Origin of the sequence: Sediminibacter sp. Hel_I_10, assembly GCF_000688335.1 — a bacterium.
Taxonomy (GTDB): Bacteria; Bacteroidota; Bacteroidia; order Flavobacteriales; family Flavobacteriaceae; genus Psychroserpens.
In genome coordinates, this window is record NZ_JHZX01000001.1 from 2,252,269 (window position 1) to 2,275,555 (window position 23,287).

General features: G+C 37.4%; 23 protein-coding genes. 21 read left to right on the plus strand and 2 right to left on the minus strand.

Annotated features, from left to right (window positions below):
* The first annotated feature begins 49 nt into the window (after window positions 1–49).
* A complete protein-coding gene (locus tag P176_RS0110080; protein ID WP_026754591.1) occupies window positions 50–676 on the plus strand; it encodes a carbonic anhydrase in 627 nt (208 codons plus the stop codon).
* Between the two features lie 40 nt (window positions 677–716).
* On the opposite strand, the gene P176_RS0110085 is transcribed toward P176_RS0110080, so the two are convergent.
* The gene (locus P176_RS0110085) at window positions 717–1,253 is read right to left on the minus strand and encodes a CvpA family protein (protein WP_026754592.1); all 537 of its coding nucleotides are present in this window, start codon (window positions 1,251–1,253) and stop codon (window positions 717–719) included.
* Between the two features lie 165 nt (window positions 1,254–1,418).
* On the opposite strand from P176_RS0110085, the gene P176_RS0110090 reads away from it, so the two are divergent.
* From P176_RS0110090 to P176_RS0110120, 7 genes are all read left to right on the plus strand, one after another.
* Window positions 1,419–1,775, plus strand: coding sequence for a hypothetical protein (locus P176_RS0110090; protein WP_026754593.1), 357 nt, complete (start codon window positions 1,419–1,421; stop codon window positions 1,773–1,775).
* 169 nt (window positions 1,776–1,944) lie between these two features.
* Window positions 1,945–2,964: a phenylalanine--tRNA ligase subunit alpha gene (gene pheS / locus P176_RS0110095; RefSeq protein ID WP_026754594.1), complete on the plus strand. Its 1,020-nt coding sequence runs from the start codon at window positions 1,945–1,947 to the stop codon at window positions 2,962–2,964.
* 177 nt (window positions 2,965–3,141) lie between these two features.
* Window positions 3,142–3,579 carry a GbsR/MarR family transcriptional regulator gene (locus tag P176_RS0110100; RefSeq protein ID WP_051605593.1) on the plus strand — a complete coding sequence of 146 codons (438 nt, stop codon included), beginning with the start codon at window positions 3,142–3,144 and terminating at the stop codon, window positions 3,577–3,579.
* Between the two features lie 12 nt (window positions 3,580–3,591).
* Window positions 3,592–4,719 carry an efflux RND transporter periplasmic adaptor subunit gene (locus tag P176_RS0110105; protein WP_026754596.1) on the plus strand — a complete coding sequence of 376 codons (1,128 nt, stop codon included), beginning with the start codon at window positions 3,592–3,594 and terminating at the stop codon, window positions 4,717–4,719.
* Between the two features lie 21 nt (window positions 4,720–4,740).
* Window positions 4,741–7,887: an efflux RND transporter permease subunit gene (locus tag P176_RS0110110; RefSeq protein WP_026754597.1), complete on the plus strand. Its 3,147-nt coding sequence runs from the start codon at window positions 4,741–4,743 to the stop codon at window positions 7,885–7,887.
* A 10-nt stretch (window positions 7,888–7,897) separates the two neighbouring features.
* Window positions 7,898–9,304 carry an efflux transporter outer membrane subunit gene (locus P176_RS0110115; RefSeq protein WP_026754598.1) on the plus strand — a complete coding sequence of 469 codons (1,407 nt, stop codon included), beginning with the start codon at window positions 7,898–7,900 and terminating at the stop codon, window positions 9,302–9,304.
* Window positions 9,305–9,433: 129 nt separating this feature from the next.
* Window positions 9,434–9,829, plus strand: coding sequence for a hypothetical protein (locus P176_RS0110120; RefSeq protein WP_026754599.1), 396 nt, complete (start codon window positions 9,434–9,436; stop codon window positions 9,827–9,829).
* A gap of 20 nt (window positions 9,830–9,849) precedes the next feature.
* Here P176_RS0110120 and P176_RS0110125 read toward each other — a convergent pair whose 3' ends face one another.
* Window positions 9,850–10,851 (minus strand): NAD(P)H-dependent glycerol-3-phosphate dehydrogenase, encoded by a 1,002-nt coding sequence (locus P176_RS0110125; protein ID WP_026754600.1) that lies wholly within the window; start codon window positions 10,849–10,851, stop codon window positions 9,850–9,852.
* Window positions 10,852–10,997: 146 nt separating this feature from the next.
* On the opposite strand from P176_RS0110125, the gene P176_RS0110130 reads away from it, so the two are divergent.
* From P176_RS0110130 to P176_RS0110190, 13 genes are all read left to right on the plus strand, one after another.
* Entirely contained in the window at window positions 10,998–13,112 is a 2,115-nt protein-coding gene (locus P176_RS0110130) for a hypothetical protein (protein WP_026754601.1), read from the plus strand.
* A gap of 72 nt (window positions 13,113–13,184) precedes the next feature.
* A complete protein-coding gene (gene cyoE, locus P176_RS0110135; protein ID WP_081820704.1) occupies window positions 13,185–14,183 on the plus strand; it encodes a heme o synthase in 999 nt (332 codons plus the stop codon).
* A gap of 1 nt (window position 14,184) precedes the next feature.
* The gene (locus tag P176_RS0110140) at window positions 14,185–14,766 is read left to right on the plus strand and encodes a cytochrome c oxidase subunit 3 (protein ID WP_026754603.1); all 582 of its coding nucleotides are present in this window, start codon (window positions 14,185–14,187) and stop codon (window positions 14,764–14,766) included.
* Window positions 14,767–14,903: 137 nt separating this feature from the next.
* Window positions 14,904–15,902 (plus strand): cytochrome c oxidase subunit 3, encoded by a 999-nt coding sequence (locus tag P176_RS0110145; RefSeq protein ID WP_026754604.1) that lies wholly within the window; start codon window positions 14,904–14,906, stop codon window positions 15,900–15,902.
* A 22-nt stretch (window positions 15,903–15,924) separates the two neighbouring features.
* The gene (locus P176_RS0110150) at window positions 15,925–16,305 is read left to right on the plus strand and encodes a cytochrome C oxidase subunit IV family protein (protein WP_026754605.1); all 381 of its coding nucleotides are present in this window, start codon (window positions 15,925–15,927) and stop codon (window positions 16,303–16,305) included.
* A 107-nt stretch (window positions 16,306–16,412) separates the two neighbouring features.
* Window positions 16,413–17,120 carry a hypothetical protein gene (locus tag P176_RS0110155; RefSeq protein ID WP_231481231.1) on the plus strand — a complete coding sequence of 236 codons (708 nt, stop codon included), beginning with the start codon at window positions 16,413–16,415 and terminating at the stop codon, window positions 17,118–17,120.
* 8 nt (window positions 17,121–17,128) lie between these two features.
* The gene (locus P176_RS0110160; RefSeq protein WP_037348891.1) at window positions 17,129–17,881 is read left to right on the plus strand and encodes an SCO family protein; all 753 of its coding nucleotides are present in this window, start codon (window positions 17,129–17,131) and stop codon (window positions 17,879–17,881) included.
* Window positions 17,881–18,420: a DUF420 domain-containing protein gene (locus tag P176_RS0110165; protein ID WP_026754608.1), complete on the plus strand. Its 540-nt coding sequence runs from the start codon at window positions 17,881–17,883 to the stop codon at window positions 18,418–18,420. The genes P176_RS0110160 and P176_RS0110165 overlap by 1 nt, the downstream gene beginning before the upstream one ends.
* A 112-nt stretch (window positions 18,421–18,532) precedes the next feature.
* Entirely contained in the window at window positions 18,533–18,775 is a 243-nt protein-coding gene (locus P176_RS0110170; RefSeq protein WP_026754609.1) for a hypothetical protein, read from the plus strand.
* Between the two features lie 115 nt (window positions 18,776–18,890).
* The gene (locus P176_RS0110175) at window positions 18,891–19,592 is read left to right on the plus strand and encodes an ABC transporter ATP-binding protein (protein ID WP_026754610.1); all 702 of its coding nucleotides are present in this window, start codon (window positions 18,891–18,893) and stop codon (window positions 19,590–19,592) included.
* On the plus strand, window positions 19,585–20,829 hold the full coding sequence (locus tag P176_RS0110180; RefSeq protein ID WP_026754611.1) for an ABC transporter permease: 1,245 nt from the start codon (window positions 19,585–19,587) through the stop codon (window positions 20,827–20,829). Before P176_RS0110175 ends, P176_RS0110180 begins: the two co-directional genes overlap by 8 nt.
* Window position 20,830: 1 nt before the next feature.
* Entirely contained in the window at window positions 20,831–22,090 is a 1,260-nt protein-coding gene (locus P176_RS0110185) for an ABC transporter permease (RefSeq protein WP_026754612.1), read from the plus strand.
* Between the two features lie 23 nt (window positions 22,091–22,113).
* A complete protein-coding gene (locus P176_RS0110190; protein ID WP_026754613.1) occupies window positions 22,114–23,274 on the plus strand; it encodes an efflux RND transporter periplasmic adaptor subunit in 1,161 nt (386 codons plus the stop codon).
* Window positions 23,275–23,287 lie beyond the last annotated feature (13 nt).

A 23,287-nucleotide genomic window follows, 5' to 3' on the forward strand; every position in this document is an offset into this window, starting at 1 on the left:
CTGCTGAAAGATAGGATACTCTCAGAAAATTAATTTAAAAAACACAATTATGAATTTAAATAAAGTTTTTGAAAATAATGAAATTTGGATTAAAGAAAAACTGGCTAAGGATACTAATTATTTTGAAGAATTAGGGCAAGGTCAAAATCCTGAGTTACTGTTTGTAGGCTGTTCAGACAGTCGAGTAACTGCAGAAGAACTCATGGGGCTAGGACCAGGCGAAGCTTTTGTACATAGAAATATTGCTAATATGGTAATTAGCATAGACCTAAATGCGATGTCTGTAGTGAATTATGCCGTAGAACACCTAAAAGTGAAACATGTAGTGGTTTGTGGTCATTACGCCTGTGGAGGGGTTAAGGCTGCAATGCAATCTGCAGATTTGGGTATTCTCAACCCTTGGTTGCGTAATATTAGGGATGTGTACCGTATGCATCGTGATGAGCTAAATGCTATTGAAGATCAAGAAAATCGATATGATCGACTTGTAGAACTAAATGTCCAAGAGCAGTGCGTTAACCTCATTAAAACTGCGGTAGTTCAAAAGGCAGCTAGACAAAGAGGTTTGGTTGTGCATGGTTGGGTGTTCGATGTTCACACTGGTAAGTTAATTGATCTCAAAATTGATTTTGAGAAATATCTTAAAGATATCATGGAAATTTATCACTTAGATTAATCCCACACAATACTAAAGACTGCTAGAAATGGCAGTCATTTTAGTTCTCTTCAGTTTCGGTGTCGTCTAACAAATTTAGAGTGTCATCATCTTTCCCCTTATTGATTATGCTAGGAAAGATCATTGGTGCCAATTGTTTTACAGGCTTGTAAAGCACAGCATCCTCCAGATCCTCTTTGTCGGTAAATGGTATGGTATCATTCATGTTTTCAAACACAATAAGAATGATACTTAGAATCAACCCAATTTTCAACACCCCAAAAACACCGCCAAGTAACTTGTTGAGAATGCCCAGTGCGGCAAAATTAGCAAGTTTCGTTAGAGCTTTCCCTGCCAGTGCAATGATTAAAACAATAATGACAAAGGTGACGGCAAAGGCCACAATATCAATATATTTCTCATCCCAATCTACCTTGCTCGCTAAAAACCCCGCCGCATAGTCGCTAAAGTGGATGGCGCCGTAGACTCCGGCAATCAATGCCACTAAAGACGCCACTTCAACAAAAAGGCCTTTCATAAAGCCTCTTATAAGACCAAAAAGCAAAAGTGATGCGAGAACAATATCAATGATAGCCATGGGTTAAAGCATTGGTGTAAGCAAACCTACATTATTTTTATGATTTAAAATAGCTAACGACAAAATAGCGGAAATAGTTTAATAACTTTGAAATCAAATTAAGAACGAATCCCGAAACGGCTTCAATATAATAGAAAAAAAACACCGCTTTTGCGGTAAAAAGATATGTCTAGAGACGAACAATTAAAACAAAGATGGACTTTGATAGTAAAGAAACTTTCAGCTCAATTTGCCGATGGAGATCCATTAGATTTAGATGGCATTATTTACCTCATTGGAGTGCAGGAGTTGGGCCAGCTTGATCGTAAATTTAAAAAAGATCAAAAGCTAGACCTCATGCACATTGCTATTTGTAAGCTACTCATGCCTTATGGATATTATGAATTTGATTATGTAGATGAAGAAGGTTGGCCGCATTATATTATGAAAGAACAGCTGCCACCACTAAAAGCGGGTGAGCAAAGTGTCTTGATGAAAGATGCCATCGTTAATTATTTTTTAGAGACCCGTTATATCGAGTAGAGGTATCTGGGCGTTACCACAAGGGTCGCGCTCTCGGCAGTCGCTTTAAAGTTGCTCTTTGTGCAACTTTAAGAGCTTCAACAAATGCCTCCATCGCTAACGCAAATCTAGATAAAATTCATAAATTTGCCCCTCATTATTAGGTACTGGAAAAAATTCAGCACAAACCATGATAGATAAGTTAAAGGAGCTCATTTCAGAAGCAGAAGCATTTTCGGCACAATCCAAAGAAGAGGTTGAGGCATTTCGTATAAAATATTTGGGCAAGAAAGGGTTACTCAATGCCTATTTTGCTGAGTTTAAGAATGTGGCCAATGATCAAAAGAAAGAATTTGGGCAAACCATAAACAAGCTCAAAACTACTGCAGAAGAACGTGTCAATACCCTCAAAGAAGAATTTGAGAGAAAAGAAGAAGTTAAAGGGATTTATGGTGATTTATCCAGACCGGGAGAACCACTTGAGATTGGTGCTCGCCATCCTATTTCCATAGTAAAAAATCAAATTGTCGATATATTTTCTCGCATTGGGTTCAATGTTAGTGAAGGTCCAGAGATTGAAGATGACTGGCATAATTTTACCGCCTTGAACTTGCCAGAATACCATCCGGCGAGAGATATGCAAGACACCTTCTTTATCCAAACCGATCCAGATGTGCTATTGAGAACCCACACAAGTTCTGTACAAGTGCGTTATATGGAAAATAATAAACCACCCATTAGAACAATTTCTCCAGGGCGTGTTTATAGAAATGAAGCCATTTCGGCCCGTTCACATTGCTTTTTCCATCAAGTAGAAGGGTTGTATATCGATAAGGATGTGAGTTTTGCAGATCTTAAACAAACCCTACAGTATTTTACCACAGAAATGTTCGGTAAAAGTAAAATACGTTTGAGACCTTCATATTTTCCGTTTACAGAGCCAAGTGCAGAGGTAGATGTCTATTGGGGCCTAGAGACCGAAACAGATTACAAGATGACCAAAGGTACGGGTTGGCTTGAAATTATGGGATGCGGTATGGTAGATCCTAACGTGCTAGAAAACTGTGGTATCGACTCTAAAGAATATTCTGGTTTTGCTTTTGGTATGGGGATAGATCGTATTGCCTTACTACTGCACCAAATTAGTGACATTAGATTATTAAGTGAAAACGATGTGCGTTTTCTAGAGCAATTTAAGAGCGTGCTCTAAAATTTGCGACTTTATAAATAGGTAAAAACCGATAGCTATCGGTTTTTTTTATTTAACATTCATTTAACTTCGATTGGTTCGGGGAAAACCGAACTAAGTTTAATTTTGCAAAACAGTATTGAAAATGGGATAGTGTTGGATAAAGAAAAACAAAGATTAGTAGAAAAATTGGGCGTCATGTTGGAGCAGAAAGAGCAATTGGCTCCAGTTGCGGCACGCATTTTATCCTTTATCATCTTAACGGGCAAAATCGGTACAACTTTCGAAGATTTAGTCTCTAATCTCTGCGCCAGCAAGAGTACAATTTCAACGCATTTAAATCATTTACAAGATTTAAAAAGGATCAACTATTTTACTAAAGCGGGTGATCGTAAAAAGTATTTTACCATTAATAACGACATGATTGTTCAAGGTATTGATGAGATGATGCGGTCTTGGGAGACACAAAAGGAATTGCATTCTGAAATAAAGATATACAAAGAAAAAGCTAATAAAAGTGTTACTGATCAAGGTTCAAAGTTTGATTTAGAATTTCACGATAATTATATAAAATTTTTGGAAGAGGCCACAGAATCGATTTCCAAGTTAAGATCAAAAATCACTAAAACCCACTAAATTACTCATACAATGAAAAAAAATAACCTCCATATTTTATCTTTATTCGTTTTGGTTGCCCTAGCGGTGAGCTGCGGAAGTAAGGATGAAAAGCCGTCTCAAGCGCCTCAAGGTCCTAAATCTTTTGAAGTCACTGAGATTCCAACAAAAACTGTTGTTGGTTACACCATGTTTCCAACCAGTATAGAGGGTATTGTCAATAGTGAGGTACGCGCTAAAATATCAGGATACATTACAGAGGTATTGGTAGACGAAGGTCAAAAAGTACGAAAGGGGCAAGTGCTATTTAAGTTAGAGACACAATCTCTTAACCAAGATGCCGCAGCCGCAAAAGCTAATGTCAATGCTGCTCAGGTGGAAGTAGATAAGTTGAAACCTTTGGTAGAGAAAGATATTATCAGTGAGGTTCAACTAGAAACCGCTAAGGCGCAGTTACAGCAAGCGCAAAGTGCCTATAGCGGCATTGCAGCAAATATAGATTATGGATCGATCAAGAGTCCTGTAGATGGTTATGTGGGAAGTATAAGATTGCGAAAAGGAGCTTTGGTAAGTCCGTCAAGTCAAGAGCCTTTAACTATAGTTTCAGACATTAGTAAAGTTTATGCCTATTTTTCTATGAATGAGAAAGAGTATCTCGATTTTATTCAAAATGCAGAGGGCGAGGGACTTGATGAGAAAATAGAGAAAATGCCAAAGGTAAGTTTGATATTAGCTAATGGAATGACTTACGAAAATGAAGGCAAGATTGAGACCATTAATTCTCAAATAGATATGAATACCGGTGCGATTACCTTTAGAGCTGTTTTTGAAAATAAGAACAGACTCCTTACAAATGGTAATAGCGGAAAGATAAAAGTTCCAAAAACCTATGATAACGCTATAATTGTTCCCAAAACCTCAACTTACGAGCAACAAGGAAGTACCTATGTGTATCAAGTAAACCCAGACAGTACCGCGGTATCTGCAGGTATTACTATTAAAGATGAAGTAGATGCTGTATATGTGATTTCCGAAGGTATTAAAGAAGGAGACCTCATTGTTGCAACCGGCATCTCAAAATTGAGAGGCGATACTAAAATTATCCCTAAGAAAGTACCTTTTGATAGTATTGCAAAACCTACTAAAACGGTATTTAGATAACCAACTGAAGTTTACGAAACCATGCTGAAATTATTTATAGAACGCCCAGTACTGTCTACAGTAATCTCCATAATCATTGTGATTTTAGGAGTGTTGGGACTTACGGCTTTACCAATAACTCAATATCCAGATATTGCGCCACCAACGGTTACCGTGAGTGCTACTTATCCTGGAGCTAACGCCGAAACCATTCTAGAAAGTGTGGTTATTCCTCTTGAAGAGCAAATTAATGGTGTAGAGGGAATGACCTATTTAACCTCTAGTGCATCAAATACAGGTGTTGCTTCAATTACGGTATTTTTTGATCAAGAAGTAGACCCAGATATTGCAGCGGTAAATGTTCAAAATCGAGTGGCGCGAGCAAACTCATTATTACCGCAAGCTGTTTTACAAACGGGTGTGACTACTCAAAAACAGCAGAACAGTGCGTTAATGTATATGTCATTTTACAGTTCCAATCCCGATTACGACGATACTTTTATTCAAAATTATTTAAAAATTAATGTCATTCCAGAACTCCAAAGAGTAAATGGTGTAGGAAATGTTAATGTATTTGGGTCTAAGGATTATGCAATGCGAATCTGGATCAAACCAGAAAAATTGGCGGCTTATGGTCTCATTCCATCAGATGTTACGGCGGCTCTAAATGAGCAAAGTTTGGAAGCAGCTGCAGGGTCTTTGGGGGAAAATGATGGCAAAGCCTTCAGTTATGTTATCAAATATAGTGGCCGATTTAAAACCGAATCACAATACAGTGATATTGTTATTAAGGCTTTAGGTGGTGGAAAATTTCTTCGACTAAAAGATGTTGCAGAAATTGAACTTGGTGCACAGTCTTATACTGGTGGTGGTGCAACCAAAGGAAATCCTGCGGTTAACTTAGGGATTTTTCAAACCAAAGGCTCAAACGCAAGAGATATTATTTTAGAGATTGAACAGCGTTTAGAGGAAATCAAAGCAGAATTACCTGCTGGAGTTGAAATATTTGTGCCTTACAATACCAATAATTTTCTTAACGCGTCTATCGAAAAAGTGGTTAGCACGCTGGCCGAAGCATTTTTACTAGTGTTTTTAGTGGTATTTATATTCTTACAGGATTTTAGATCGACATTAATACCTGCCATCGCTGTGCCGGTATCTATCATCGGGACGTTTTTCTTCCTCAATTTATTTGGCTACTCTATCAATCTACTCACCTTGTTTGCATTAGTGCTCGCCATTGGTATTGTTGTAGATGATGCCATTGTAGTGGTAGAGGCGGTGCACGCCAAAATTGATGAGGGTGAAAGTGATGTTAAGAAAGCAACCTTAGATGCGATGCACGAAATTTCTGGGGCAATTATCTCGATTACCTTGGTCATGGCAGCTGTATTTATTCCGGTGACCTTTGTACAAGGTCCAACAGGAGTTTTCTATGAACAGTTTGGTATAACGCTTATTGTGGCTATTGTAATTTCTGCAGTGAATGCACTAACCTTGAGCCCAGCATTATGTGCTTTATTTTTAAAGGGACATGATGAGAAACATGAAAAATCAAAGTCATCTTATATTCAAAGATTCTTTAAGGCATTTAATAGAGGCTTTGATGCGACCACAAAAAAATATGGGCGATCAGTTCATTTCTTATATCGCAATAAATGGATCACGGTGGTCATTCTGTTATTGGCTGTAGCCGGAATTTGGTGGTCCTCTTCTGTAGTTAAAACTGGTTTTGTACCAGATGAAGATAGAGGTATTATCTTTTTGAACGTAGAGCTCCCTCCAGGGTCATCTGTAGATAGAACACATCAAGTTAATGAGGAGCTATATAATAAATTGGTTCAAATACCCGGAGTAAAGGCGGGTTCTATTATTGAAGGACGAAGCTTTTTAGGAGGTGAAGGGAGTAATAATGGACTTGGATTTATTAGATTGGATGATTGGGAAGATCGTGGAGCAGACTCACTTTCCGTAGAAAGTATCACTGCAAAAATGTTTGGAGTTGCAGCGCAAATTCCTGAGGCAAATATTGTATTTTTTGCACCTCCAAGTATACCAGGATTTGGTAGTTCGGCAGGAGTAGAGGTGAATTTATTGGATCGCTCCGGGGGTAGCTTTTTGGAATTAGATAAAGTAAACCAAGAATTTATTGGTAAACTGTCGCAACGTCCAGAAATACAGTATGCACAATCTTCTTTTAACACAAAATATCCACAATATGAACTTGAGATTAATGTGCCATTGGCCAAAGAACTTGGAGTTCCCATTAGCAGTATTTTTTCAACTTTACAAGGATATATAGGAAGTGTATTTGCTGCCGATTTTTCAAGGTTTGGAAAGCAGTATCGTGTGTATGTACAAGCGTTACCAGAAGATCGTGCAGAAAAAAGCGATCTCAATCAATTGTACGTACGTACAGGAAATGGAGAGATGACACCTATCACGTCATTTGTATCCCTTAAACGGGTGTATGGCCCCCAATCTGTCACCCGATTTAATCTGTTTAACTCTACAAAAATTACAGCTGCAACCAATCCTGGCTTTAGTTCAGGTGATGCTATTGCAGCAGTAGAGGAAGTTGCGCAAAGCTTGCCGAGTAATTATACCACAGCTTATTCAGGACTAACTAGAGAAGAGGTGAGCGCAGGTAATCAAACTACCACGATTTTCTTATTATCATTGGTATTTGTTTACTTTTTATTAGCAGCTCAGTACGAGAGTTACCTTATCCCATTGTCGGTAATTTTATCCTTACCTCTTGGTGTTTTTGGTGCCTACGTTGTTACGCAATTCGCAGGATTACAAAACAACATCTACTTTCAAATTGCCTTGATCATGTTATTAGGGCTTCTAGCTAAAAATGCGATTTTGATTGTAGAGTTTGCTCTGCAGCGGCGCCGTCAAGGAGAATCTATTTTAGACGCTGCTGTTCATGGGGCCGAAGCACGTTTGCGTCCTATTTTAATGACATCATTTGCCTTTATTCTTGGGTTAATGCCTTTGGTTTTAGCTAGTGGTGTTGGTGCTGCTGGTAACAGATCTATCGGTACAGGAGCCGTGGGTGGCCTTTTGGTAGGAACAATAACAGGGGTATTTGTAATTCCTATTCTGTTTATATTCTTTCAATGGCTACAAGAAAAAATAGGTGGAAACAAAAAGAATGCTATAACTGATGATGCAAAGTCCTAAAACAATCAAGATGAAAAACAATAACCTATACCAATTTATAGGCTTTGGCTTAATGGCCATCATGCTACAAGGATGTTTTGCAGCAAAAGAGTATGAGCGTCCTACTGTTGAAGAAATTGATACAAATCTATTTAGAACAGATCAGTTGCCCCAAGATAGTTTATCTATGGCAGATGTGTCTTGGAAAGATATGTTCAATGACCCTTACTTAAGGCAGTATATAGAAGAAGGTCTTGAGAACAACATAGACATTCGTATTGCTATCCAACAAATGTTAGCAACAGAAGCTTATTTAAAACAAGGCAAGGCTTCGTTCTTTCCTACTTTAGATGCCGGAGCAACCTATACTCATCAAGAGCTGTCTAGAAATAGTCAGTTTGGATCTTTTTTTAGCGGCGCTATTGATCAGTACGAGCTCTCGGGCAGCCTGTCATGGGAAGCCGATGTTTGGGGTAAAATAAGAAGCAATAAAAGAGCATTTCAAGCTACCTATTTACAAAGTATTGCCGCGCATCAAGCGGTAAAAACACGTTTGATTTCTGATATTGCATCAACGTATTACCAGTTACTATCTTTAGATGCCCAGATCACGATAACTAAGAGAAGTGTTGCGGTTAGGGATAGTAGTGTGTCTACCATCAAAGCATTAAAAGATGCCGGACAAGTAAATCAAGTTGCCGTAGATCAAAATATTGCCCAATATAATAATGCAAGAGCGTTATTGGTAGATTTAGAAGTGGCCATAAATCGGGCAGAAAACGCCATGAGTCTTCTATTGGGTAAAGCACCGCAAACCTATGAGCGAAGCACACTAGACGTGCAAACCATAGATACCGAGCTCAAGTTGGGTGTGCCTTCGAGTTTATTACGAAATCGTCCAGACGTGATTGCTGCAGAATATAATTTGGTAAATCGTTTTGAGCTTACAAATGTTGCAAGAAGTAATTTCTATCCGTCTTTAACCTTGACTGCCAATGGCGGACTTCAAAGTCTAGAACTCGATAAACTATTTAATGCGAACTCTCTCTTTGCAACTCTTATTGGTAATCTAGCGCAGCCTATTTTTAATCAACGTCGTATTAGAACTCAAAAAGAAGTGGCCGATGCAGACCAAGAACAGGCCTTGTTAGAGTTTAAACGTTCTTTATTAGTGGCAGGTCAAGAAATATCGAATGCACTCTATAATTACAATGCCGAAACTCGTAAATATGAATTCCGTCAACTGGAAGTAGAGGCCTTACGTAATGCTGAAAGTAACTCTAACGAGCTCCTAAAAAACGGTTTTGCAAACTATTTAGACCTCTTGACCGCAAGACAAAGTGCTCTTAATGCAGAACTTAATGTTATAGATAGTCGTTTGCAGCAATTATTGAGCATCGTTAACCTTTATGAAGCACTTGGCGGTGGTTGGAAATAACTAGTAATACGGCTAAGGATTTTTCTAGCTGTACACCCAAGCAGAGTTGTTTCGTCACTTTTTTTTTAAAGGAATTACAGTACCTGGCTATAGCAATAGCTATTTACAATAGTTTACTATTTTTGAAATATGAAAAAAGACATTCACATTCCTAAAGTAGAAGACGTATTTGTTGCAGTCGTTCAAGAGCAGCACCCCGAATATAAGACTGATGACTGGAACGCTTACATTATCAACAATAAAGATGTTAATTTAGATACCGTGCTTATTGCTTCCAAAGGCTATTCCGAAGAAAAGATAACGCCCGTAATGCGTCATACTATAAAACTCTTACCTGCTAGAAGTTACGCTAAAATTGAATTTATGCAAGAAGAGGTTCTAAAATTGAACAATGAGTTTAAAGTCACCTTTTTTCTAGACAATCAACTGTTTGATAAGACCTACAAATTCAGAAAAAACACCATTAATGATAAGGCCTTAAGAACATTGCCCTTAATGCAATTAAAAGGAGTTATGGCGGAATAGAGCTTAAAAGATGTGCGCTTCTAATCTAGTTTTTCAGTTAATTTCTGAAATACTTTTTTAGGATTTTTGTTTTCGTACAAAATATCATAAACCGCATTTACAATAGGTAATTGGGTTTTTTTCTTGTTTTTCTTATTCAATTCGTGCGCACTTTTGGTTGCATAATATCCTTCTGCTACCATGCTCATTTCCATTTGAGCAGACTTTACAGTGTAGCCTTTTCCAATCATGTTCCCGAACATGCGATTTCTTGAGAATGTAGAATAGCCGGTTACCAATAAATCTCCCAAATAAGCGGAGTCATTAATGTTACGTTTCATTTTATGCATTTTTTTGATAAAACGTTTCATTTCTCTAATGGCATTGCTCATAAGCACACTTTGGAAATTATCACCATAACCCAATCCATGTGCTATTCCGGCAGCAATAGCATAAATGTTTTTAAGCATCACGGCATATTCGGTACCAATAACATCATCACTTATTTTTGTGTTGATATAATCACTAGACAGTGCATCAGCAATATGTTGAGCTTTTTCAGCATCTGCGCAAGAAATGGTGAGGTATGAGAGACGCTCTAGAGCTACTTCCTCAGCATGGCAAGGACCAGCAATTACCGCAATGTTTTCAAAAGGAATGTGATAATCATCATGAAAATGCTCTCCCACTAATTTTCCGGTTTCGGGCATAATGCCTTTTACGGCAGATACGATGATTTTTTTCGAGATATCTGTGGTGAGTTTTTCTAATTCAGCGTGTATAAAAGCAGAGGGAATGACAAAAATCATCACGTCGGCATAATTTGCCATCTCGTTGATGTCATTACTTAATTTTAATTGGTCGACTTTAAATTCAACAGAACTTAAATAACTAGGGTTGTGTTGTTCCTTGATTAAGTGTTCTTTAGTATAAACACTGCGCATATACCAGCCAACTTCATCTAGATTTTCGCAAAGCATTTTAACGATAGCTGTTGCCCAGCTACCAGCACCAAAAACGACATATTTTAATGAGGAATCCATAATTATTTTATTAATTATTGAGATCAAAAATACACAAATTCTTAAGAAGCGATTAGTGTTTTAAGATTAGAAACGTGCTGTAATTTCCAAAAATTCTGTTTTGAAAAAAATGGTATCTTTCGCCAAAATTAAGTTGCGCTCATTTCATGAAGAATCTGCTCTTACTGTTTTCATTACTATCTTTTAATATAGGTCTAGCTCAAGAGACTACAAACTTTGAAAAAGCACCTGTGTTTCCCGAGTGCGAATCTCAACCTGTTGATGACCTAAAGGCCTGCTTCAACAATAAAATCAATCAATTTATTTACGGTAATTTTAAAGTTCCTGAAAAGGTGACCAAAGATGGTTATACAGGTGAGATTAAGATACTGTTTGAGGTTGATGATGAAGGTGAAATCAACGTGATTTATACCGACGCTGTTTATGAAGAACTGAAATTGGAAACCCAGCGCGTTTTTGATAGTCTTCCAAAAGTGCAGCCGGGCACTTATAACGGGAAACCTACTTATTTTCAATATGCTTTGGGCGTCAAGATTCCGCTAGTAGATCCTGCAGAAGTGACTTCAGGTCAAATGGATCAACTTAAAACAAACACGACCGATATTACAAATGCTAATCTCAATGAAGATGTAAGTGCCGAGTTTGATAGTGTAAACATTAAAACGGTACCTTATCAAAAACTAGAATACAGTAGTCAACTAAACATTCCGTTTACCCATAATTATTATGCCCGTTTTGACCAAGAGTTGAATGGTTTGGGTACTAATAGTCACACCGCAGCAAAACCATTTATATACCAAGAGGTCGCTCAATATTATGATTTTAAGGCCGAAAAGAAAGATTTGGTAAAAGGTTCTGATGCCTGGTGGAACAGGAAACTTTGGGACGAACATTTAGTTGCTGTTCAAGGAAAAGACTATTGGTTTACCGTAGACCCTATACTGGATTTGCAAGTTGGTAAAGACAGTGAAAACGGAACAAGTACCTTTAATAACACCCGTGGTATTTGGGTGCAAGCGGGGTTAGGGAAAAAGTTTAATTTCTCTACCTCAATTTATGAAAGTCAAGGTCGGTTTGCAGATTACTATAACAATTACATAGAAAGTATTAGAGCGTCGGTAGGAGAACCTATTGTACCTGGACGCGGCGTTTCAAAACGTTTTAAAGAAGATGCTTATGATTACCCAGTGGCAGAGGGCTATTTGACTTACTCGCCGGTTGATTTCTTAAATATTCAGTTTGGTCACGGTAAAAACTTTATTGGTGATGGCTACCGTTCTTTGTTGCAAAGTGATGTGAGCAGTCCCTATCCCTTTGTTAAGCTAAATACCAAATTCTGGAAAATAAAATACACCAATACATGGATGTCTCTTAGAGATGTAAGAGCAGAAGTTTTAGAAGACGGTGCGTTTTTGACTAAATATATGGCCAATCATTATTTGAGTTGGAACGTGTCTAAGCGTCTTAATATTGGGTTGTTTGAATCGGTACTATGGACCGATGCCAATAATCGTGGATTTGATCTCAACTATTTAAATCCTGTGATATTTTACCGAGCTATCGAGTTTGAGACGGGGCAAAATGCCGGAAATGCTATTTTAGGAGCATCTGGTAAATACAAATGGAACAATAAAGTCAATATTTACGGACAATTTATTTTAGATGAATTTTCTCTAACAGATATTACTGGCGGCAATAAAAGTTGGAAAAACAAATTTGGCTATCAGCTTGGAGTGAAATATTTTGATGCGTTTAAGGTCGATAATCTTTTATTGCAGTTTGAATACAATCGCGTGCGCCCTTACACCTATTCGCACAACACCATCGTGTTGAATTATGCTCATAATAATCAGCCCATGGCGCATTTGTGGGGTGCTAATTTTAGTGAGGCCATACTTATTGGCCGCTACAACTACAGACGTTGGTATGCTGATGCTAAACTTATTTTTGGCAAAAGAGGTTTTGATTTTGATACCGAAGAGGATAGTTTTTTCTACGGAGGAGATATTTATGGTGATGAGCGCGATAGAAATGCAAATACAGGTATTACTGTTGGGCAGGGTAACCAAGTCAATGTGTTCCAATTTGACTTACAAGCGGGATACGTTGTCAATACCGCTACAAATTTGAGGTTGTTTACCAACTTAACTTTTAGAAATTTTAATCCAGAGGCCATAACCGAAAGTACTGTAGAAAGTAATACTGTTTGGTTTAATATAGGTTTAAGAACATCACTGTTCAACTGGTATAACGATTTTTAAAACGATGTCTTCGGAAATTTGAAGCAATTAAGACCTTTAGGTGTCATGGCTTTTTTGATATTATCTATTTAAATGTTCTTCGCATTTCCGAAGTTAAAAGGAGATTATTTATTTGATTTTGAATTGCCCATAACCAATTTTCAGAGTATCTTTGCAAACGCATTAAAAAGACTGGTGTTGAGTACCGCAAATTCTTCTCTTTCCCTACCTATATTGATTTCCGACTTTAAGGAAATCACAAAAATGAGATTGTCTTTAAGTGTCGTGTTTTCTGCGGTTGCAGGATATCTTTTAGGAGCCATCGTTGTAGATGGATTTACACTGGTCATGTTATCTTTAGGAGGTTACTTTATGGTAGGCGCCTCTAATGCATTCAATCAAATTATTGAGAAGGATCTAGACATCCTAATGGATCGCACCAAAAACCGACCCATTCCTGCAGGACGAATGTCTGTTCCTGCAGCTTTTATTATAGCTACCGTATTCACGATCTTAGGCTTGGTAACGCTTTACATTATCAATGAGCGTACGGCCATGTACGGTGCCATTTCCATATTTTTATACACCTGTGTTTATACGCCTTTAAAAACAAGAACACCGTTATCTGTGTTTGTTGGGGCCATCCCTGGAGCTATCCCTTTTATGTTAGGTTGGGTTGCCGCCAGAGACGAATTTGGTATTGAGCCAGGTACGTTGTTTGCTTTACAGTTTTTTTGGCAATTTCCTCATTTTTGGGCCATAGGCTGGTTTTTATTTGATGATTACAAAAAAGGAGGGTTTTTTATGTTACCCACAGGAAAACGAGATAAAGGCACGGCGGTACAAACCATTATGTATACTGTGTGGACGATTTTAGTGTCTGTAGTTCCTGTTTTTGGGATCACGGGAGATTTAAAATTATCTATCGTTGCCGGTATTTTAGTCTTTGCATTGGGCTTAGTGATGTTGCTTTACGCTTTTGAATTATTTAAAAAACGAACCGCAAAGGCTGCCAAACAGTTGATGTTGGCTAGTGTTAGTTATATTACCTTGGTACAGATTATATATGTTGCTGATAAATTTATAAGATAGAATGGACTTAACTCAAGGAACTTTAGAAGAAAAAAACGAACGCGCAAAACGGATGATGCTTTGGTTTGGTATCATTTCATTGGTCATGTCTTTTGCTGGCTTGACCAGTGCTGTTTTAGTAAGTAGAAAACGAGAGGATTGGCTTGAAGATTTTATAATGCCCAATGCCTTTTTGATAAGTTGTGTGCTCATTGTGATAAGTAGTATTACATTTATAATCGCAAAACGCGCCTTAAAATCAAATAATAGAAGCCTAACAACAGCCATGTTATTAGTAACATTTGGCCTTGGTATTGCTTTTATATTTAGTCAGATTCAAGGGTTTGAAGAAATTATTGCAGGTGGGTACAATTTTACTGGACCTACAAGTAATGTCACCATGAGTTTTATCTATGTGATCGCTGCGGTGCATATTTTACATGTGTTTGCTGGCTTGATTTCGATTTTGGTAGTAATTTATAATCATTTTAAACAGAAATATAATGCAGAGTCCATGTTAGGGTTACGACTTTCGGCCACTTTTTGGCATTTCATTGATATACTGTGGTTGTTCTTGTTTTTATTCTTGTCTTATGTGGTTTAATTGATGTCTGTTGGTCAAGCATTAAGCACGCGATGGTCAAGAAACACCAAGAAAGACTGTAAAATTTGAAAAAGGGTTTTTATATAGATAAATAAAATGATTATTTTTGTGCAACTTTTAACATTTAAATGGGTTCTATGGATACTACAGTAGCAAATACTGGAACAGAGGGAAAAACCTGGGGAGGCGGTAATAAGCCTTTAAAGGCAAGTTATGGTAAATTGATGATGTGGTTTTTTATCGTATCTGATGCCTTAACCTTTTCTGGCTTTTTGGCAGCTTATGGTTTTTCACGATTCAAGTTCATAGGCTCTTGGCCCATCGCTGATGAGGTGTTTACACACGTTCCGTTTTTTCATGGCAATTATCCTATGATTTACGTGGCTTTTATGACTTTTGTCTTGATCATGTCATCTGTAACAATGGTTTTGGCTGTTGATGCCGGACATCATATGAATAAGACCAAAGTCACTTGGTACATGTTCTTAACCATTATTGGTGGTTTGATCTTCGTTGGAAGTCAAGCTTGGGAATGGGGTACCTTTATTAAAGGAGATTATGGCGCAGTACAGACCAAAGGAGGGAATATTCTCCAGTTTGGGGAGTACGTCCAAAAAGATGGTGAGACCGTCTTTAAAAGGGTAGCCGTTCGTGATTTTGCAGCAAACATTCCAGGAGAACGTGTTCAGCAAGAAAGCAAAACAGGAGTTTGGTTTATGAGTGAAGGCACTTTACCTCCATTTACCGTTGATGAGGTTTACAGCGGATTAGAAGCCAACAGCAATCTTTTAGTGAGAACACAAACCATAAACGAAGAAGGAGAGAAGACCATCTTGTCAAGAGAAGAATCTTTAAAGCAACTTAAGGCCAATGGTACTTTAGTAGTTGAAGGGGCGAATCTCCAAGTCAATGAATATGGAACTTCATTATTTGCAGATTTCTTTTTCTTTATCACAGGATTTCACGGGTTCCACGTATTCTCAGGGGTGATGATTAACATCATTATTTTCTTTAATGTTATTTTAGGAACTTATGAAAAACGAGGAAGTTATGAAATGGTTGAGAAAGTTGGATTGTACTGGCACTTTGTAGATTTGGTATGGGTATTTGTATTTACCTTCTTTTACCTTGTTTAACCAAGAAAAATAATTATTTGAAATGGCACACGCACACAAGCTTGAAATATTTAGAGGTCGCTTAAAATTTAAGTCAAACCAACAGAAAATCTGGGGTGTTCTTATCCTTCTGTCTATCATTACAGCAATAGAGGTAATTTTAGGTATTTACAAGCCAGAAGTATTTATGGGAGACATCTTAGGGATGAAAACCTTAAATTGGATTTTTATCCTATTGACTATAGTTAAAGCCTATTATATTACTTGGGATTTCATGCACATGAGAGATGAAACACCAGCGTTAAGGAGAATGGTCGTTTGGACTGCTGTATTTCTTATTTGCTACCTCGTCTTTATCTTATTGCAAGAAGGTGGATATATTGAAAGTGTTTATGAAAATGGACACATAAAACGAGATTTCTAAAAATAACGTAATGTTATTATTAATATAAACTATAACAAAAGACGGTTTTTCTAAACCGTCTTTTCTATTTTTGCATAACAAATACTTGATGCAGAAACATGGGAAAAATGCCAAAAAAAACAGTTGCAGTTTTAGTCATATTGTTCTTTCTGCCCGTCGTCTTTTTGCTGTTTCTGTATCCTTCAACCCATAACTACAATCCGCTCCAGGTAGTTGATCAAAACGTTTCTGAGCTTCAGTTTTTTAGCACTACAGATGATACAGAGGTCAAGCTTGAAGACCACATCACTATTTTAGGATTTCTGGGAGACAATCCCATTAAGCATAATATTGCGGCTTCAAATTTAAAGGAGTTGGTGTATGATAAGTTTAAGGGCTTTAAGAAGTTTCAAATGGTTATCGTGTTGCCAAAAGGCACCGAGGAACAGGCTGAAGCGCTTCAAAAGGAAATCAACAATTATGATGATATGCGCTTTTGGCATTACGTCTTTGGTGAGCCTGGAGATATCAAAACACTTTTTAATAGTTTAAAGACAGAAGAACCTCTTGCGGATGACCTTTCAACAGATCATATTTTTATTGTTGATAAAGACATGAAACAACGCGGTCGAATCGATGATCGTAATAAAACCGAAGTAGAGAAAAATTCTGAAGTATATCCCTTATATTCTTATGACTGCATTGAAGTTGCAGAGATTAAGAATAAAATGAGTGATGATCTTCGTATTTTATTTACCGAATATCGCCAAAAGCGAAAAGGAAATTTTGACTCGTCATCCAGACGTGCAGAAGATTTAAAAGCAGAACAAAATTAAGCATACCTATGGCCTCTAAAAAAACAAACTATTCTTACGTTGGTATTGCATTTATTCTCTTAGTGTTCGGGATAATTTTTATCCCAAGAATCATAGATAGAATTAAAGGCGGAGACATTACGAGAGATGAGAGTAGAAGTAAGAACGTCACCAAAGGCAGTACAGACAATTTATCAGATTTGCTTTTTTTGGAAATCAATGGAGAGGCTAAAAAAGTACCGCCTTTTGAGTTTGTAAACCAAGAGGGCGATACCATAACCAATAAAGACTACGAAAATAAAGTGTATGTGGTTGAGTTCTTTTTTACGACCTGTCCAACCATATGCCCAAGAATGAATCGAAACCTAGTGCAAATACAAAACACCTTTAGTGATTTTGAAGATTTTGGTGTGGCTTCCTTTACCATTAACCCAGAACACGATTCTCCCGAGGTTTTAAAAGCTTATGCTGAAAAGTACGGCATCACAAACCCAAATTGGAATTTAATGACGGGAGATCAAGAGGAAATTTATGCCTTGGCCAACGTTGGTTTTAATATTTATGCAGGTCAAAACCCTGAAGTAGATGGTGGCTTTGAGCATTCGGGTAATTTCGCACTTATTGATAAAAATGGTTTTATGCGTTCACGTAAAGACAATTTTGGGAACCCAAAAATTTTCTACAAGGGCATCGTAAGTGAAGAAGAGCAACAGGATGAAGATGGAGAAACTGAAGAAATAAGTATGTTGAAGGAAGATATCGCAAAATTATTGAAAGAGTAATGAAGACAAGAGAAAATCCTTCCGAAGAAAAAAAATATAACAAGTGGATTGTATTATTGTCCGTAGTCATCCCTATTGTAGTCGCTGTATTATTTAGCGTAAAAATTCCCAATGTTGAGCCATTAACTTTTTTGCCAATGGTTTACGCAAGTGTTAATGCTGTTACCGCTATAGTCTTAATGTCGGCCTTGTTAGCCATAAAAAACAATAAACGCCGGTTGCACGAGAATCTCATGAAAACGGCAATAGGCTTATCTGTTGCATTTTTGGTCATGTATATTGCCTATCATATGACTAGTGATTCTACAAAATTTGGCGGTGAGGGACTGATTAAATACATCTATTATTTTATTCTGATTACTCATATTCTATTATCTATTATAGTCATCCCTTTCGTGTTGATTACTTATGTAAGGGCGATTACTAATAATTTTGAGCGTCATAAAAAGATTGCGCGTATTACCTTTCCTATTTGGTTGTATGTGGCGATTTCGGGAGTTGTGGTTTATGTTATGATTTCGCCTTATTATCCCTACTGAAATAGGATGTAGATGCTACTCTTCAGGTTATTTCGAAACCTTATTAGAGATAAGTATTTTACAAACATCTTAAGATGATTTAGAATTTAGCAAGATGCTAAGCACATATCATATGAAAAACAGAATATTTTTGATTCTTATTATATTACTCATATCGCTTGAGTCGACCGCTCAATGCGCCATGTGCCGTGCGGTTCTAGAAAGTGAAGAAGGCCAATCTACCGCCGAAGGGGTAAACGATGGGATCATGTATTTAATGACTATCCCCTATATTTTGGTTGCAGGCATTGGCTTTGCGATATATTGGCAGTTTTTTAGAGAAAAAAAATCTAAAAAAAATAAGGTATCGCTGTAACATATACGTTCCTTAAGCGTCTATTAGATGTCAATCAAAACAGAATTCTTAACAAATAGTTAGCATAATGCACCTTGTGTTTTATGTAATATTGTAAGAACTAACTACCTATCTTATGATCAGCATTAAAGACCTCCACAAATCCTATCACATGGGAAACAATTCTCTTCATGTACTAAAAGGAATTAATTTTGAAGTAAAAGAAGGAGAATTAGTGTCTATCATGGGGTCTTCAGGATCAGGTAAATCTACACTTCTCAATATTTTGGGCATGCTCGATGAGGCTGATGAAGGGAGTTATACATTAGACAATGTACCTATCAAAAATCTTAATGAAAAAATTGCCGCCAAATACAGAAATGAGTTTCTAGGCTTTATTTTTCAATCCTTTAATTTAATCAATTATAAAAGTGCTTTAGATAACGTTTCTATGCCACTGTACTATAAAGGTGTAAAGCGAAAAGAGCGCACAGACCGTGCGATGCATTATCTTGAAAAAGTGGGCTTAGCCCAATGGTCGCATCATTTACCTAGTGAGCTTTCTGGTGGGCAGAAGCAACGTGTTGCTATCGCAAGAGCTTTAGCTAGTGATCCTAAAGTGCTATTGGCAGATGAGCCAACAGGAGCATTGGATACCAAAACCTCTTATGAGGTTATGGATTTGATACAAGGCATAAATGATGAGGGTAAGACCATTTTAGTGGTAACCCATGAGCATGACATCGCACAAATGACAAAGCGAATTGTCAATTTAAAGGACGGTGTTATTATAGACGATAGTGTTGTAGAACAGATAAGAGCTTCAGCAAATGTTTGATTTAGAACGTTGGCAAGAAATTTTTGAAACCCTAAGTAAAAACAAATTACGTACGTTTTTAACTGGGCTTTCTGTAGCTTCTGGTATCTTTATTTTAGTGGTGTTGCTAGGTTTTAGCAAGGGCATAGAGAATGGCGTAAAATCACAATTTGAACAAGATGCCACTAATGAAGTTTCTGTTTGGACCGGTGTAACTACCAAAGGCTATAAAGGCTTAAATCCGGGACGCTATATTCAGCTTAAAAACTCAAGCTTTGATGCTGTAGAACGAGAGTTTGATGATTATTTAGAATATCGTTCTAAAAACTACATGATTTGGGGAGGCACGGTTACTTATAATAATGAAACAGGTGATTATCGCATTCGTGGGACGATGCCAGATAACCAGTTCATCGAAAATGCAGACATTGGTTCTGGCAGATTTATAAGTCAAAATGATCTTAATGGGAGAAGAAAAGTTGCTGTAATAGGCAATAAAATGAAACAAGATCTTTTTAAAGATGAAGATCCCATTGATAAAAATATTCAAATCTTTGGTGTCACCTTTAAAGTGGTTGGTGTTTATTTTGATCCAGGAGGTGAGCGCGAAGAAAGTCAAGTATACCTTCCATTAACTACGGCTCAAATGGTTTTTAATGCAGGTGAAGATATTAGAAACATGTCTTTTACGGTTAAAATGGCTGATGATTTTGACGAAGCAGTGGCGCGATCAAATGCCATTTCTTTAGGGATTGAGCAACAGCTTAAAGAAATTCATACCGTCGCTCCAGATGATATGAGTGCAGTTCGTGTGAACAACACCTTAGAAGAAGCCCAAAAAATTTATTCCCTAATTGCCACTATTCAAGCTGTATTTTGGTTTGTTGGCATTGGTACTATTATAGCAGGTATTGTAGGCGTCGGTAACATCATGCTTATTATTGTAAAAGAACGCACTAAAGAAATTGGTATTAGAAAGGCACTTGGTGCCATGCCAATGTCTATCGTTAGCATGGTCTTACAAGAAGCGGTTTTTGTAACTATGTTTTCGGGATTATTTGGTCTTATCTTTGGGCTGGGACTACTCGAACTTGTAGGCCCAATGATTGACAGCGATTTTATAAAGTATCCACAAGTAGATTTTAATATTGCTTTGACCACAGTAATATTATTGGTCATAGCTGGTGCTGGGGCAGGATTTATACCGGCATACAGAGCTGCAAAGATCAAACCTATAATTGCCTTAAGAGACGAATAATATGTTTAGTAAAGACCGTTGGGACGAGATATTAGAAGCGCTTAATGCCAATAAGTTTAGAACACTACTAACGGCATTTGGTGTGTTCTGGGGCATTACCATTTTGGTGCTATTATTAGCGCTTACCAATGGATTGAAAAACGGCGTGACTGCAGATTTTTCAGGGTTTGCCACAAACTCTATGTTCATGTGGACCCAAGGGACTTCTATGCCTTACAAGGGCTTGCCTAAAGGCAGGTATTTTAATTACAAAATTGACGATGTTGCGGCTATCAAAGCAGAAGTTCCTAATATTAGATATGTGTCTCCCAGAAACTCTTTAGGAGGTTATAATGGCGCTAATAATGTGACAAGAGGCACCAAAACCGGAGCTTTTGAAATCATGGGTGATTATCCAGAGTATATTAACCAACAGCCCATGGATATCTTACAGGGACGTTTTTTAAGTTATTCAGATATTCAAACCAAACGAAAAATTTGTGTTATAGGTACGGGTGTTGTTCGTGGGTTGTACGATAAAGATGAAGATGTACTTGGATCATATATAAAGGTTAATGGCGTTAATTTTTTAGTGGTAGGTACTTTTAAAATGAGTAATAGTCAAGGTGACGGCGAACAAGATGCCAGTACTATTTATATTCCATTTACAACCTTTGGACAAGCATTTAACAGAGGCGATCAAGTCGGTTGGATGGCGATTACCGCAGAAGATGGAACATCCATCACTTCTTTGAAGCAGCAAATCTTCGATTTAATGAAATCAAGGCATACGGTACACCCTGATGATGATCGAGCCATTGGTAATTTTGATTTATCTGAACAATTTGCTAGAGTTAACGGTTTGTTTTCAATACTCTCATTTGTTGGATATTTTGTTGGGTTTTTAGTTCTAGCATCTGGAATTATAGGAATTAACAACATCATGCTTATCGTTGTTCAGGAGCGCACAAAAGAAATAGGTGTTCGTAGAGCCTTAGGAGCAACACCATGGATGATCAAGGGACAAATTTTACAAGAAAGCCTCATACTAACAATACTTTCAGGTATGGTAGGTGTGTCTTTCTCAGCAATGATTATTTGGGTGATGAACAGCATTTTGGATAGCGCTGGTCCTGTAGATAATTTTGCAAACCCAAGCGTTAGTTTGCAGGTTGTATTTTCAGCAATAATCATGTTAACGGTTTCAGGACTTTTAGCAGGTCTAATTCCAGCGAGTAGAGCCACTAAAATGAAACCTGTTGACGCTTTAAGAATAGAATAAATAAAAATCATCAATCTTATAAAATGAAAAGAACAAAAACCGCTGTCATACTGATATTTATCGTTGTAGTATTTGGAGGAGCATTATACTACTTATGGCAAAAGAACTCCGAAGATCCTGTAACGTACACGTCGCAAACACCTACTATGGAGACGATAGTCGTCAAGACCGTAGCCACAGGAAGTATTGTGCCTAAAGAAGAAATCTTGATCAAACCCAATATTTCTGGAGTAGTGGAAGAGGTCTTTATCGAAGCAGGAGAATATGTGAAATCAGGAGATTTGATAGCGCAAATTCGTGTTATCCCTAATGTGTCTTCACTAACTAGTGCGAAGAATGGTATTTCTTCAAGTCAGACTGCATTACAAACAGCCGAGATCAATCTGCAAACCCAACAGTCTAATTATGATAGACAAAAGGCACTTTTTGAAAAAGGGGTGATTTCTGCTAATGATTTTGAAGGTGTCAAGAACACCTACCTTCAAACAAAACAAGCGGTGGCTCAGGCAAGAATTAACTTAAATTCGGCTTCTCAAAATTACGATATTATCAAAACAGGAACCACTAGCGGACTTGGGAATATTGCCCAAACGCAAGTGCGTGCAACGGTATCGGGTATGGTGCTAGATGTTCCTGTAAAGGCGGGTAATCAAGTGATTGAGGCCAATAACTTTAATGAAGGCACCTCTATTGCATCCTTAGCAGATGTTCAAAAAATGATTTTTGAAGGTAAGGTTGATGAAAGTGAAGTAGGAAAAATTAAAGAAGGCTTGCCTTTGGAAATAACGGTTGGTGCCATAGAGGATGAAAAATTTGATGCTGTTTTAGATTATATCGCCCCAAAAGGTGTGGCAGAAAATGGCGCCGTACAGTTTGCAATCAAAGGTTCTCTAAAGTCTATTGATTCTACATTTATTAGAGCAGGTCTAAGCGCAAATGCTTCTATTATTTTAGAAAAGGCCGAAAATGTACTCGCTATTAAAGAAGCTTTGGTGCAATACGATAAGGATACCAAAAAGCCTTATGTAGAACTGGTTATAGGAGATCAGGAGTTTGAAAGAAGAGATGTTGAATTAGGCATAAGCGATGGCATTAATGTAGAAGTAAAAAGTGGCCTAACCAAAGACGATAAAATCAAGGTTTGGAACCAAGTACAAGGGGTTCCTAATTACGCCCAACAGTAACTTTTATAAATAT

What these genes read in the sequence shown, in the direction of transcription:
- P176_RS0110080 (WP_026754591.1), top strand. Translation starts at nt 50, where the DNA reads ATGAATTTAAATAAAGTTTTTGAAAATAATGAAATTTGGATTAAAGAA.
- P176_RS0110085 (WP_026754592.1), bottom strand. Translation starts at nt 1,253, where the DNA reads ATGGCTATCATTGATATTGTTCTCGCATCACTTTTGCTTTTTGGTCTT.
- P176_RS0110090 (WP_026754593.1), top strand. Translation starts at nt 1,419, where the DNA reads ATGTCTAGAGACGAACAATTAAAACAAAGATGGACTTTGATAGTAAAG.
- pheS (WP_026754594.1), top strand. Translation starts at nt 1,945, where the DNA reads ATGATAGATAAGTTAAAGGAGCTCATTTCAGAAGCAGAAGCATTTTCG.
- P176_RS0110100 (WP_051605593.1), top strand. Translation starts at nt 3,142, where the DNA reads ATGTTGGAGCAGAAAGAGCAATTGGCTCCAGTTGCGGCACGCATTTTA.
- P176_RS0110105 (WP_026754596.1), top strand. Translation starts at nt 3,592, where the DNA reads ATGAAAAAAAATAACCTCCATATTTTATCTTTATTCGTTTTGGTTGCC.
- P176_RS0110110 (WP_026754597.1), top strand. Translation starts at nt 4,741, where the DNA reads ATGCTGAAATTATTTATAGAACGCCCAGTACTGTCTACAGTAATCTCC.
- P176_RS0110115 (WP_026754598.1), top strand. Translation starts at nt 7,898, where the DNA reads ATGAAAAACAATAACCTATACCAATTTATAGGCTTTGGCTTAATGGCC.
- P176_RS0110120 (WP_026754599.1), top strand. Translation starts at nt 9,434, where the DNA reads ATGAAAAAAGACATTCACATTCCTAAAGTAGAAGACGTATTTGTTGCA.
- P176_RS0110125 (WP_026754600.1), bottom strand. Translation starts at nt 10,851, where the DNA reads ATGGATTCCTCATTAAAATATGTCGTTTTTGGTGCTGGTAGCTGGGCA.
- P176_RS0110130 (WP_026754601.1), top strand. Translation starts at nt 10,998, where the DNA reads ATGAAGAATCTGCTCTTACTGTTTTCATTACTATCTTTTAATATAGGT.
- cyoE (WP_081820704.1), top strand. Translation starts at nt 13,185, where the DNA reads ATGTTCTTCGCATTTCCGAAGTTAAAAGGAGATTATTTATTTGATTTT.
- P176_RS0110140 (WP_026754603.1), top strand. Translation starts at nt 14,185, where the DNA reads ATGGACTTAACTCAAGGAACTTTAGAAGAAAAAAACGAACGCGCAAAA.
- P176_RS0110145 (WP_026754604.1), top strand. Translation starts at nt 14,904, where the DNA reads ATGGATACTACAGTAGCAAATACTGGAACAGAGGGAAAAACCTGGGGA.
- P176_RS0110150 (WP_026754605.1), top strand. Translation starts at nt 15,925, where the DNA reads ATGGCACACGCACACAAGCTTGAAATATTTAGAGGTCGCTTAAAATTT.
- P176_RS0110155 (WP_231481231.1), top strand. Translation starts at nt 16,413, where the DNA reads ATGCCAAAAAAAACAGTTGCAGTTTTAGTCATATTGTTCTTTCTGCCC.
- P176_RS0110160 (WP_037348891.1), top strand. Translation starts at nt 17,129, where the DNA reads ATGGCCTCTAAAAAAACAAACTATTCTTACGTTGGTATTGCATTTATT.
- P176_RS0110165 (WP_026754608.1), top strand. Translation starts at nt 17,881, where the DNA reads ATGAAGACAAGAGAAAATCCTTCCGAAGAAAAAAAATATAACAAGTGG.
- P176_RS0110170 (WP_026754609.1), top strand. Translation starts at nt 18,533, where the DNA reads ATGAAAAACAGAATATTTTTGATTCTTATTATATTACTCATATCGCTT.
- P176_RS0110175 (WP_026754610.1), top strand. Translation starts at nt 18,891, where the DNA reads ATGATCAGCATTAAAGACCTCCACAAATCCTATCACATGGGAAACAAT.
- P176_RS0110180 (WP_026754611.1), top strand. Translation starts at nt 19,585, where the DNA reads ATGTTTGATTTAGAACGTTGGCAAGAAATTTTTGAAACCCTAAGTAAA.
- P176_RS0110185 (WP_026754612.1), top strand. Translation starts at nt 20,831, where the DNA reads ATGTTTAGTAAAGACCGTTGGGACGAGATATTAGAAGCGCTTAATGCC.
- P176_RS0110190 (WP_026754613.1), top strand. Translation starts at nt 22,114, where the DNA reads ATGAAAAGAACAAAAACCGCTGTCATACTGATATTTATCGTTGTAGTA.